The organism is Bacteroides sp. MSB163 (genome assembly GCF_036416795.1).
Lineage (GTDB): Bacteria > Bacteroidota > Bacteroidia > Bacteroidales > Bacteroidaceae > Bacteroides > Bacteroides maternus.
The window spans coordinates 4,228,038-4,240,968 of record NZ_CP143867.1; the positions used below are offsets into that span (position 1 = coordinate 4,228,038).

The following is a 12,931-nucleotide window of genomic DNA, read 5'->3' on the forward strand; positions in this document are numbered from 1 at the left end:
ATGGAAGAGAATACAGAAAAACGGGTGGATCTAACTCTCTTTTCCGAGAAGATACAAGAGTTGAAAGACCGGATTGCTTCCGTTATTGTAGGGCAGGAACAGATGGTGGACTTGGTGCTGACCGCTGTGTTGGCAAATGGGCATGTGTTGATAGAAGGAGTGCCGGGAGTGGCGAAAACATTGTTGGCACGCCTGGTTGCCCGTCTGGTCGACGCAGATTTCAGCCGCATCCAGTTTACTCCGGATTTGATGCCGAGTGATGTGCTGGGTACAACGGTATTCAACATGAAAACCAATGATTTTGATTTCCATCGAGGTCCGATCTTTGCCGATATTGTACTGGTAGATGAAATAAATCGTGCTCCTGCCAAAACACAGGCTGCCTTGTTCGAGGTTATGGAAGAGCGTCAGGTCAGCATTGACGGAGCGACCTATCCGATGGGAGAACTTTATACGATTCTGGCTACACAGAATCCGGTGGAGCAGGAGGGGACTTATAAATTGCCCGAAGCGCAACTTGATCGTTTTCTGATGAAGCTGACGATGGATTATCCCTCATTGGATGAAGAAGTGGATATTCTGGAGCGTCACCATACGAATGCTGCGTTTGTGAAGCTGGAGGATGTCACTCCGGCTATTACTAAAGAGGAGCTTTTATCGCTTCGTAAGCTGATGAAGCAGGTGTTTATAGACCGTACATTGCTTCAGTACATCGCCTTGATTGTACAGCAGACGCGTACAAGTAAAGCTGTATATCTGGGGGCTTCTCCGCGTGCATCCGTGGCCATGTTGCAGACTTCGAAGGCTTATGCACTTTTGCAGGGACGTGATTTTGTGACACCGGAGGATATCAAGTTTGTGGCTCCATACGTACTTCAGCATCGTCTTATCCTGACGGCGGAAGCTGAAATGGAGGGCTATTCACCAGTGAAAGTAACGCAACGCCTGATTGATAAGGTAGAAGTTCCGAAATGATTCTGACCCGTCGGTTTTATATGGTTTTCATCCTGATTATCCTGTTGATGGGTAGTGGGTATGCTTTTGCTCCGTTGTTTACCATCGGGCAGGGGCTGCTTTTTGTCCTCTTGCTGTCGGTGCTGGCAGACGGATATATGCTTTACCGGATTCGTGGGATTCGGGCATTCCGTCAATGTTCCGCTCGTTTTTCCAATGGGGACGAAAATGCGGTGAATCTTCGGGTGGAAAGCAGCTATCCGTATCCTGTCTTTGCGGAGGTTATCGATGAAGTACCTTTCATTTTTCAGCAGAGAAATATTAGTTTCCTGGTACAGCTTCAAGCGAATGAAGGAAAACAAATCTGCTATCATTTACGTCCGACAAGCCGGGGAATTTATGGTTTCGGACAGATTCGCGTATTCGTAACCGGTCGGATAGGTTTGCTCTCCCGGCGTTATACATGCGGTGAGGAGCAGGATATTAAAGTGTATCCCTCTTATCTGATGCTGCATCGCTATGAATTGCTGGCAATGAGTGATAATCTGACGGAGCTGGGAATCAAGCGCATTCGTCGTGTAGGGCATCATACAGAGTTCGAACAGATAAAAGAGTACGTCAAGGGGGATGACTACCGTACAATCAACTGGAAAGCCAGTGCCCGCCGGCATGAACTTATGGTGAATGTATATCAGGATGAACGTTCACAACAGATTTACAGTGTGATAGACAAGGGAAGGGTTATGCAGCAGGCATTTCGTGGAATGACCTTACTGGATTATGCAATCAATGCTTCCTTAGTTCTTTCGTACGTTGCCATGCGGAAAGAGGACAAGGCAGGGGTTGTGACTTTCAATGAACATTTCGATTCGTTTGTTCCGGCCTCAAAGGCTCCCGGTCAGATGCAAACTCTGCTTGAGAATCTCTATAGCCAGCAGACTACCTTTGGTGAGACGGACTTTTCCTCTCTCTGCGTGCATTTCAATAAACATGTCAGCAAACGCAGTTTCCTGGTTTTATATACCAACTTCTCCAGTATGGGAAGTATGAATCGCCAATTGGCTTATTTGCAGCAACTGAATCGTCAGCATCGCTTGCTTGTTGTTTTCTTTGAAGATGCTGATATGAAAACGTATATTGCCGCTCCTGCGAAGGATACGGAGGGATATTACCGCCATGTCATTGCGGAGAAGTTTGCTTTTGAGAAGCGTCTGATTGTATCTACACTGAAACAGAATGGTATCTATTCTTTATTGACTACACCTGAAAATCTCTCGATTGATGTGATAAACAAGTATCTGGAGATGAAATCAAGACAATTATGAATCAAACAGTGGACAAACAGTACTGCCAAAGTTGTGGGATGCCCCTCCGTTTCGATGTGGAAGAGTATTTAGGTACCAATGCTGATCACTCCTGCAGTGGCGAGTATTGTTACTATTGTCTGAAAGATGGGAACTATACGGTGGATATCTCCTTGAATGAAATGGTGGATATCTGGGTGAAATACACAGATAAGTACAATTGGTATTCAGGAACCGACTATACTCCACAAGAATTAAGAACCTTGTTGAACAAGCGTCTTCCCACCCTGAAACGCTGGCAACAGAAAGAGATGACGCAACATATTCATTATGAAGCTGTCAATGGGGTTCGGACTTTTATTGATCAAAATCTCTTTCATGAGCTTGATCCCGAACAGTTGGCTGAAATGGTTCACCTTTCATTCTTCCATTTCCGAAAGGTTTTCAGGAATGTTACCGGTGAGAATATCGGTACATATATCCAACGTTTACGGCTGGAATATATTGCCCATCTGCTTATCGCTACCGGACAGAGTATTGAAGAGATAGGTATGCAGACTAATTATCAGACAAAGTTTAGTCTGGCAAAGGCTTTTAAGAAGCATTTCGGCATTTCAATGTCAGCTTATCGCGAAAAGTATAAATCTGTCAATGCGAAACAAGAACCGGATAATATGCCCGAGGCTAAAATTAAACGTATCAATACTTTGAAAGCCGTTTGCATAGAAGTAGGTGATACTTTTCGTGATAAATCATCAGAAACGTCCGTTGACGTTTGAGGTGTATCTTAATGCACCGGATGAAACGCCGGTTGAGGGATTGATGACGGAGATTTATATTCCTATTGATAAATAACTAAATGATATAAGAGTATGTTAGAATTGCCAGAAGTACTTTCCAAAACATGGAAGAATCCCTGTCCGCGCTGTGGCAGTGTAATTGTCAAAGAAGCCTATCTTGGAGGATCAGTTTACTATTGTCCTGAGTGTCAGAAGATAAAAAATCTATAATTATTTGCAGGAATAAAAACATGAGTAACTATAATATTGGTTTTGAATACGGGTTGAATCTATGGCGTCCGTTTTTGAAGAAAGGCGGTTATATTGCCGTATCAGAGGTATCATGGTTCACTGACGAACGTCCGGCTGAGATCGATGAATTCTGGATGGATGCTTATCCTGAAATAAATGCCTCCTGAAAGTTTTTATGTGGCTTTCAGGAGGCATTATTAGGCTAATAGTAATATGTCAGAGTGGTTTAAAGCATTACTTTAATACCATCTACAATATAAACGCCCGGATTGAGGGATATCGTGTTTGAGCCCGGATTAAGGGTCAGTGATGTTACATACAGCCCTGAAACCGTGAATATCTTGATGTCACGTTTTTCATTCGATATGATTACAAGGTTGGTTCCGTCCTTGTAAAGTCGCAGTTCATGACCCTTGTAGAAGTTCTTACCAAGACCTGTCGTAGTATCTGCATTACCTATTTCAAACGAATTTCCGGCTTCCGGACTGTTGGCTTTTGCATAGACAGAGAAAGGCGCAATGGTAAGTTTTATGTCTTCATCGGTAATGCGGTTGAAACTATACCCGTCGGCATCGGGGATATACATGTCTGTATCAGCATGGATAGGGGTGTAATTGCCATACAGACAGAAATGTTTACCGGTTTTCAGGATGGTTTCGGCTTCCGGAGTTATAGGCACGTCGAACATGAGGGATGCGTCTGCGGTGCGTATGCCTGAGACGTTGCTTGTAGAGAACGTAAAATCAACAGTCTCGTCCGGTTTACCGTTAAGATGTATCATATAAGGTTTGTTTGCCTCTATTGATGCCTGGTTTTCAAGTTTCTCGCCGTTTTCATTGAAAGACAGTACGCTGACAGTATGATTGCCTGAATCTCCGATGGTATACTTGTTCTCTTTTCCGTCAACCATTTGTGTGGGCGTGAAAGGTAACACAATGCCTTTCCAGTCTTTAGAACCATCTTGCGACAGATAGTTCAATTTGACAGACAGTGAGATGTTCTTCTGTCCAAGATTAAAACTTGCCGGAATATTGAAAGCATAGCTGTCGGTAAGAATGATATCTGTTAAAGCTTCACATTTGTTGTCACCATTGAGCACAATGTTCGATTTTGAAGATATCTGGCTTTCCAAGCCTTTGGCAAGGTAAATGATACAGTTGGGATTAATACCCTCGAATGAGTTGTCGTTTATTCCGGCTGTCAAAGCACGAGTCTTGCTAGTCTGTGAATTTCCGTAGAGCGTGATACTTGTCAGTGAAGTACATCCCTTAAAGGCTCCGTCGCCGATTACGTTAACAGAGTTGAGAGAAAGTGACTGAAGTTGGGAACAGCCCTCAAAAGCGTTCTTGCCTATTGAAGTTACGTTTTCTGGAATTACTATGTGGGCCAGGTTTCCCATTCCGGCAAATGCTCCGGAGGGAATATCATTGTTTTCCGTACCTGACAGATTGAGATTTTCCAGGGATGTGAAGTTATCACGTATATAACTGAATGTTTCATCAGTCATCTCTCCGGACAAGTTGAGTTCTGTAATCTGAGCGGCTTCTTCCTCACCGATATGGAGTATCTCTTCCGCTTCAAGCGCTGCATTCTCGTTTTCAGCAAGAGTCATTGTGACATCCATCTCCACATCAGACTGCAAGTCGGTTACTATATATATTCCGTTTTCGTCCGGATATACAATCTCGCTGCCCTTTTTAACCACAGGGGTCATATTGGGGCTTTCTGAAACAACGGTGAACTTATAGCTGCCTCCCTCTTTGAAGAGTGTAGGACGCAAGGAGGAACCTTCAATGAATTTATTCATTTCTGCATCTCTCCATACGTTGCTTTCGTCCAGATCCACAAAACTGATTTTGGCCTTGCCGGAAGTGTCGGTGATTTTGATGTTGTAATAGAACACAACATCAATGATGTGGTCCTGTGGGTAATTCAGAAGTTGCGGGTCTGTTACGTTTCCGTAGAATTTCACTAAATAATAACCTCCGGGATGGAAACTATCAGAGGAGCTGAGCGGGTCGAGCATACTCGTCACATCTGTTTTGTTATCGTAAAGTTTAAATGCCACTCCCGGCCGATGAACCGGATTCTTCTTATAGGAAGTCGGTTGGAAATTGGGTAGGCCAAGCATCACAGTTTTAGTGCTGTTTCCCGGTCCCTCAATTTGGGTTAATGGTTCGTTCTGACTATATTGGAAAGCTCTATTCTGGTCAATCTGGATGTTATAGTACACCTTTGACGCCTGACTGTTGAGGTTTTGCCAATATGCACTGGCTGCGTAGTCGGCTTCCGTACCTTGCGGAACTTCAAGCGTTATACCGGAAGTATTTGTGGGGAATGGATTGCTCTTCAAGGCTACAGGGTTCTTTGACAGGACAACTATTCTTTTCAAGTTCACACACATGGCAAAAGCATTACTTCCGATATAAGAGACGTTCTCGGGAATGGTGATTTCTTGTACTTTGATACAACGATAGAATGCATTTGCTTCTATACTTTCCAGATTCTTGGGTAGAAGTATAGTAGTTAATGCGGCCAATCCACTGGTTGAAGACGCAAATGCCATGGTAGGCAATGAATTCGGGTTGGGGTAGCTCTTTATTGTAACGTCAGCCAGGTCGAGTGCCACCAGTTTGGCAGCGTTGTCTTGTAATACCTTAAAATCTTCGGCGTTCATTTCTCCTATCAGTTTAAGGCGTGAGGGGAAGGCGGAAGCAGAAACTTTAGATGCCAGTTCGCCTGCATGAATGTTGAGTGCCGTATAGGTTTCGTCACCGGCTGACACCACCTGTATGGCAATGTCAAGATCCTCGCGTACGCTTTCTATCTTTATTTGAGCTACTCCAACACGGTCTGCTACGATTTTGCCATTGACAGATACCGTTATGGCATCGGCTACGGAAACAGGCATGATCTTACATGAGAAGTCCATACCGTGAACTATCTGGTCAATGGCTCCTTGGATAGTAGCTCCCTGAACTGTAGATGGCATGGTTACCTTATGATATATCACTTCATTGCCTATGGCATTAATGGAGTCTTTTACGTTATCTCCTTTGACCAAGTGCCAGTTTTTCTTGTTGTATGAAGTGGCTATACGCACGAGATTGCCTTCACGTACTGAAGCTTCTTTTACCAGGCAGTTGAAAGTGCATGGAAGGTCACCGTAATTAGTCCATGAATTATTGAATACAGGAGATATAAACTCTTTGATGGCTCCGTTGGCATCTGTAAGAACGGCGGCATAAAACATTGCGGCATCATCTTTAGGTATTGCCAGTGCGTTGGCGCGTATGGCGAAAGATTTACCGGCTATTACATTGATAACGTCAGTGGCGAGTCCTACGCCTCCTCTGGAATCTGTGAGTTTCCAGGAAGATTCCCCGATAGTAGGTGTCGGATAAATAAAATTGGCATAAATCAACGTATTGGCATTGATGGTAGCAGTATAATGTCCGTTAGCTTCTGCGCTCAATTTAGTGGCATTGGCATAAACTTCCATTTTGGCATCTCCAAAACGATTGTCGGTTTCTATCGTAAATGAGAACGCTGAGCCGGCAGCAACTTCCAGATTATCGGAGTCGGGGGTTATTTTTACTCCTTTCGTTTCCTGAAGTGCTACCATATATGAAGAGGGTGAAATAGGATTCTCTTCTACAATGTTTTTAAAATCCTGCCAATTCTCTTTTGAACGGTAGGCGGTTGCTGCACCTACAGGCACTACAAGTTTTGACTTGGGAGTTCCTGCAAATACGCACCAGTTAACCCATGCCGGTGATTGACGGCGTACGATGACTTCGCTCAAATGGCTGCAATTTAAGAATATATTATACTCATAGTTGCTTACTGAAGCTGGGATTTCTATTTTTCTCAGACCGGTGGCATTGAAACAACCGTTTTTCAGAGTAGAAAGATTTTTCGGCAATACTATGTGCTGCAATGAGCCGCAACCACTGAACGCTTTGGTAGGAATGGCGTTGGCAGGATTGGAGCCGTTGGCCGCAATATTGACATTGGAAATATCGAGTGTGGTTAGTTTCATGCGTTCACGTATGAACGTGAAGTCACGCACATCAATAGTTCCGTAGAGGGTCAGTTCTTTAATGGTTCCTGCATCGGTTTCGCTGATGAGATTTCCGAGCTCACCGGCGGTAACCCATAAATTACGCTTGTTTACTACATCCTCTGCAGCTTGCACGATAATGCGTATCTGTTGGTCGGAAGTTACATTTGAGATTTTGTAGATATTCTCGGAAGCCGGTGTGAGGATAAAACCATTTGCTTTTACGGTAACAACCTTGTCGGGAGAGGTGGCGGCTACCTTGAACGAATAGTCGCGTCCTTTGATGACTTTGTTGTCGGCGTCAGATATAAGAGCGCCGTCTACACTGTTTGGAATATCTATCGAGAAATAGGGAATGATATTGTTTTTCGCTTTTATCTCATTTATCGTAATGAGGTCTCCGGTAACGGGAAGCCATTCAGTTGAACCGTTGCCGGACATGGTAGCCATACGGATGATATCATCAGCAGCAATATCTGTTCCGGCGGGTACCGAACATTCAAAGTCCGAGAAGCTTGGTGTCATTATTTGCATAGACTGCAATGTCAGTCCTTTACCGCTATTCAGGAGTTGTTTAAACTTTCCGTCAGAAGAGAAAAGAGCCACGGCAATCTTCCCGGAGAAGTTTTCATAAGAAACATTCTTAAAAGCGCCGGCTCTCACCGTGAATTTCGTGCCGGCGTCAATGTCCGTCATGTCGGAAGTCATACCTATTTGCCGTTCGTCGGATGTGATGTGCACAGGTGACCAGCTTGCGGATGATTCCGTCGGCTTTATGTTATAAATAATGGTGGCTTGGTCATTAAAGCTGTGTGACATGCTGACTGTCGGGTTAAGCGCGTCAGAAGAGAAATAGCCGTTGGCGGCTCCGCCCCATCCCCAGTTGATGTGGAAATAAGTGTCGGGACCTTTTATTTCATATCCATCGCATACGAAAGCATGGCCGATGGATACATCTTGACCACTGTAAATGACGGGACGATTTTCATTGATTTCATTAACGATTATGGCCTCCCATGTAGCGCGGTCGGTTTCGGAACGCTTCTTGTACGACACGCCGGGATCATAACCGAAATATGATATAAGAGCAGCCGGGATACGTACTTCGAAAGCACTTGAACCCGACATCCCAAAATCGGTTTTGATAGATACTGCACAATGAGCCATCAGTGTGGATACTGCTTCGGCTTCATCCGCAGAATATCCGAAACGGTAGTTGTCTGTTCGCATATTGTTCCAGGCATATTGTACATTGAAATCCATGCCGTCAAGCGAACCGTTACCTTTCGAAGGATGATTGTGATATTTCATGACAGTTGCCATGGCCGTTCCAACACATCCTACAAGGCGATGATTGGGTATCCTGGCATTGAAAGGGGCTTCCTGACTCCATTCAGGTGTTTTTAGGAGTTTTGTTGAAAAAGTCCTTGTGTTTACGCGTTTGCGAATTTCAACAGAGTTGCTTTTTACAGATTTTACTGCATTGTTAAGCACAGTAGTTGTAACATCGGATACATTGTCTGTTGCAAATGAAGACTCGTAAGAGTATCCTATAACCGGTATTGCCTTGTCGTCGGCCGATATGATAATAAAACCGCGGCCGTTTTTGGCATTAAAAACGTAATAAACGGGTGTACCGTCACTCTTTTTAGATGTACGCACTAATTGTAATGCATCAATATTACTTAGTCTGGACACATTACCGGCACTGAAAAAATCAGTTGCAATTTTAGCGGCCTCCTCCGGAGTAAGAACCTTGGCATGGATATTGCAAGGAGCACTTGCACAGACAAGAAGAAGCAGCATTTTAAAAAACTGTTTCAACATAGAATAAAATGTTTTTTTGATTTATTTGAAAAGTAAATGTTGTAAGTATAATCTTAAGGAGGTGGAATGTAGGCATATACATTCTTTGATACAGGATAGTTTCATTGCTTAGCTAAAAAATACTCTCATTTTAATAAAATGTTTTTCCGGGGCGCAAAAGTAGAAAAAAAATTGGAATCGACGCATAAATTAAGGAAAATATGGTACGCGTTATAAATAAAAATCCCTTGGAAGTATTTGACTTCCAAGGGAATGCTTTGCGGTGCGTACGGGACTCGAACCCGTGACCCCATGCGTGACAGGCATGTATTCTAACCAACTGAACTAACGCACCATTTCATTTTTATTTGCTATCTCTCTCGATTGCGGTTGCAAAGGTAGGCATTTCTTTGAAACCTGCAATAGCTATGATGAATTTTTTTTGCTTGATTTTATCACTTTTTCTTTTATATCCTCATTTTGAGAACATTGGGATATGAAAAAAAAATAAGTCCTTGCAGAGCTTTTTGTGAAAGGGCATTGGGATGGTTTTGTAATGAAAACGAAGCTTTCTGTTGCTTGATTTAAACTTCTTGCTCGAAAAGTTCGTTGTTTTACAATAAATCGTTATTTTTGCAAACTCAAATCGAGAAAATTGTAATTTGAAAACGATAAAAACGATAATTTAGGATGATGAAAACGGCTAAACTGTTACTTCACTGTCCCGATAAACCGGGAATTCTGGCAGAAGTGACAGACTTTATAACGGTAAACAAGGGAAATATTATCTATCTGGACCAATATGTCGATCATGTGGAGAATATCTTTTTCATGCGTATCGAGTGGGAATTGAAGAACTTCCTGATACCGCAAGAGAAAATTGAAGATTATTTTGCTACGCTGTACGCACAGAAATATGAAATGTTTTTCCGTCTCTATTTCTCGGATGCGAAACCACGCATGGCGATATTTGTGTCTAAGATGTCGCATTGCCTGTTCGATTTGCTGGCACGCTATACGGCAGGAGAGTGGAACGTCGAGATTCCTCTTATTATAAGCAACCATCCCGACCTGCAACATGTAGCCGAACGCTTCGGAATACCTTTCTATCTGTTCCCTATTACAAAGGAGACAAAAGAAGAACAGGAGAAAAAAGAAATGGAATTGCTGGCAAAACATAAGGTGAACTTTATTGTACTGGCGCGTTATATGCAGGTGATTTCAGAGCGGATGATTGATGCCTATCCCAATCGGATTATCAATATTCATCACTCTTTCCTTCCTGCATTTGTGGGAGCAAGACCTTATCATGCAGCATTTGAGCGTGGTGTGAAGATCATAGGTGCTACCAGTCATTATGTGACAACAGAATTGGATGCAGGGCCGATCATTGAGCAGGATGTGGTTCGTATCACTCATAAAGATACTGTAGAAGACCTTGTAAATAAGGGGAAAGACCTGGAAAAGATTGTTCTCTCACGTGCCGTGCAGAAGCATATTGAGCGCAAGGTATTGGCATATAAGAATAAAACAGTGATATTTAGTTAAGGTATATTCATGAAAGTAGCGATTATCAAATATAATGCGGGCAATATCTATTCGGTGGATTATGCGTTGAAGCGTTTGGGCGTGGAAGCTGTGGTAACGGCGGATAAAAATGAATTGCGTGCGGCGGACAAAGTGATCTTTCCAGGTGTGGGCGAGGCGGAAACCACCATGAAGTTTCTGCGTGCCAGTGGCATGGATGCATTGATTAAGGAACTTAGGCAGCCCCTTTTAGGGATATGTCTGGGTATGCAAGTGATGTGTCGCCATTCTGAAGAAGGAGGAGATGTGGATTGTCTGGGTATTTTTGATACGGAGGTGAAGCGTTTCGTTCCACAGAAGCATGAGGATAAAGTGCCTCACATGGGTTGGAATACGCTTACTGAGACGAACAGTGGCTTATTCAAGGGTTTTACAAAAGAAGAGTTTGTCTATTTTGTGCATAGCTTCTATGTTCCGGTCAATGAATATACAGCTGCCGTGACGGATTATATACAACCGTTTAGCGCTGCCTTGCATAAGGATAATTATTACGCTACCCAATTCCATCCGGAGAAGAGTGGGGGTGTAGGGGAACGTATCCTGCGCAATTTTTTAGAATTATAATTAAGTAGATGAATATATGATAGAGCTTATTCCTGCAATAGATATTATCGACGGAAAGTGTGTACGCCTTTCGCAAGGCGACTATGACAGTAAGAAGGTGTATAACGAAAATCCGGTAGAAGTGGCCAAAGAGATGGAGGCGCACGGTGTTCGCCGGCTTCATGTGGTAGACTTGGACGGAGCGGCTTCTCATCATGTAGTCAATTATAATGTTTTGAATAGAATCACCTCACAGACTTCCCTGATAGTTGATTTCGGTGGTGGCGTGAAAAGTGATGAAGACTTGAAGATAGCTTTCGAGAATGGGGCGCAGATGGTTACAGGCGGCAGTATTGCGGTGAAAAATCCTGAGTTGTTCTGCCATTGGCTGGAAGTTTACGGCAGTGAGAAGATAATTCTTGGTGCGGATGTGAAAGACCGGAAGATAGCTGTGAATGGCTGGAAGGATGAAAGTGCTTGTGAATTGTTCCCTTTCCTGAAAGAATATGTAGAGAAAGGTATTCAGAAGGTAATTTGCACGGATATTAGTTGTGACGGTATGTTGCAGGGACCTTCTATTGAACTGTATAAGGAAATGCTGGAAGAACATCCCGACCTTTACCTGATAGCAAGTGGCGGTGTCGGCAGTATGGAAGATATACGTGCATTGGAGACGGCTGGGGTACCGGCTGTTATTTTTGGTAAGGCTCTGTATGAAGGGCGTATTACTTTGAAGGAAATTGAAAGAATGATGCAGGATTATTGACGAATCATTCTCATGAATATAAATCGTTAAAACAAAACAGAAGTGTTAGCGAAAAGAATTATCCCCTGTCTCGATATCAAAGACGGACAAACAGTGAAAGGAACCAATTTCGTCAATTTGCGTCAAGCGGGCGATCCGGTGGAACTGGCACGTGCGTATAGTGAGCAAGGTGCTGATGAATTGGTTTTTCTGGATATAACAGCCAGTTTCGAAGGTCGCAAGACATTTGCAGAGTTGGTGAAGCGCATTGCTGCCAATATTAGTATTCCGTTTACGGTAGGTGGCGGTATCAACGAATTGAGTGATGTAGACCGTCTGCTGAATGCCGGTGCAGATAAGATTTCTATCAATTCTTCTGCAATTCGCCGTCCCGAACTGATTGATGAAATAGCTAAGAACTTCGGTTCGCAGGTATGTGTGTTGGCGGTAGATGCCAAACAAAGTGAAAAAGGCTGGTGGTGCTATCTGAATGGAGGCCGCGTAGAAACAGATAAGGAACTGTTTACCTGGACCAAAGAAGCTCAGGAACGTGGTGCCGGAGAAATACTTTTCACCAGCATGAATCATGATGGGGTAAAGACCGGATACGCTAATGAAGCGCTTGCTGAAATGTCTGATAACCTCTCTATTCCGGTGATTGCATCGGGCGGAGCAGGAGCAAAAGAGCATTTTCGTGATGTGTTTCTGCAAGGAAAAGCGGATGCGGCGTTGGCAGCCAGTGTTTTTCATTTCGGAGAAATTAAAATTCCCGATTTAAAATCGTATCTTTGCGCCCAGGGAATCTCGATAAGAAAGTAGAATTTATGATTGGACGATTTACGATTTACGATTGAGGTTACTCTGGTAAATCACGAATCTCCGGTCGCTCAATTTTATA

Annotated in this window: 8 protein-coding genes, 1 tRNA gene and 2 pseudogenes; 9 read left to right on the plus strand and 2 right to left on the minus strand. The window is 43.4% G+C overall.

The window, feature by feature from the left end; translation table 11 throughout:
• From VYM24_RS16140 to VYM24_RS16160, 5 genes and pseudogenes are all read left to right on the plus strand, one after another.
• Complete coding sequence (locus VYM24_RS16140) at nt 1–975, plus strand: AAA family ATPase (protein ID WP_291548341.1); 975 nt, start codon at nt 1–3, stop codon at nt 973–975.
• The gene (locus VYM24_RS16145; protein WP_330940410.1) at nt 972–2,279 is read left to right on the plus strand and encodes a DUF58 domain-containing protein; all 1,308 of its coding nucleotides are present in this window, start codon (nt 972–974) and stop codon (nt 2,277–2,279) included. The genes VYM24_RS16140 and VYM24_RS16145 overlap by 4 nt, the downstream gene beginning before the upstream one ends.
• Nucleotides 2,276–3,037, plus strand: coding sequence for a zinc ribbon domain-containing protein (locus VYM24_RS16150; protein WP_330940411.1), 762 nt, complete (start codon nt 2,276–2,278; stop codon nt 3,035–3,037). The genes VYM24_RS16145 and VYM24_RS16150 overlap by 4 nt, the downstream gene beginning before the upstream one ends.
• A 117-nt stretch (nt 3,038–3,154) precedes the next feature.
• A pseudogene (locus VYM24_RS16155) lies at nt 3,155–3,268 on the plus strand (zinc finger domain-containing protein); the annotation flags it as partial.
• A gap of 29 nt (nt 3,269–3,297) precedes the next feature.
• Nucleotides 3,298–3,447: pseudogene (locus VYM24_RS16160) on the plus strand (SAM-dependent methyltransferase); the annotation flags it as partial.
• Nucleotides 3,448–3,515: 68 nt separating this feature from the next.
• Here VYM24_RS16160 and VYM24_RS16165 read toward each other — a convergent pair.
• On the minus strand, nt 3,516–9,179 hold the full coding sequence (locus tag VYM24_RS16165; RefSeq protein WP_330940412.1) for a C10 family peptidase: 5,664 nt from the start codon (nt 9,177–9,179) through the stop codon (nt 3,516–3,518).
• 260 nt (nt 9,180–9,439) lie between these two features.
• Nucleotides 9,440–9,513, minus strand: a tRNA-Asp gene (locus VYM24_RS16170).
• Between the two features lie 335 nt (nt 9,514–9,848).
• Between VYM24_RS16170 and purU the strand changes: the two genes are divergently transcribed.
• Genes purU through hisF form a run of 4 tightly spaced genes read left to right on the plus strand, consistent with a single transcriptional unit; the run spans nt 9,849 to nt 12,852 of the window.
• Nucleotides 9,849–10,706, plus strand: coding sequence for a formyltetrahydrofolate deformylase (gene purU / locus VYM24_RS16175; protein WP_291548350.1), 858 nt, complete (start codon nt 9,849–9,851; stop codon nt 10,704–10,706).
• A gap of 9 nt (nt 10,707–10,715) precedes the next feature.
• Nucleotides 10,716–11,309: an imidazole glycerol phosphate synthase subunit HisH gene (gene hisH / locus VYM24_RS16180; protein ID WP_044271849.1), complete on the plus strand. Its 594-nt coding sequence runs from the start codon at nt 10,716–10,718 to the stop codon at nt 11,307–11,309.
• A 16-nt stretch (nt 11,310–11,325) separates the two neighbouring features.
• Nucleotides 11,326–12,054, plus strand: a complete 729-nt coding sequence (gene hisA, locus VYM24_RS16185) for a 1-(5-phosphoribosyl)-5-[(5-phosphoribosylamino)methylideneamino]imidazole-4-carboxamide isomerase (protein WP_291548351.1) — start codon at nt 11,326–11,328, stop codon at nt 12,052–12,054.
• Between the two features lie 42 nt (nt 12,055–12,096).
• Nucleotides 12,097–12,852, plus strand: coding sequence for an imidazole glycerol phosphate synthase subunit HisF (hisF, locus tag VYM24_RS16190; RefSeq protein ID WP_291548353.1), 756 nt, complete (start codon nt 12,097–12,099; stop codon nt 12,850–12,852).
• Nucleotides 12,853–12,931 lie beyond the last annotated feature (79 nt).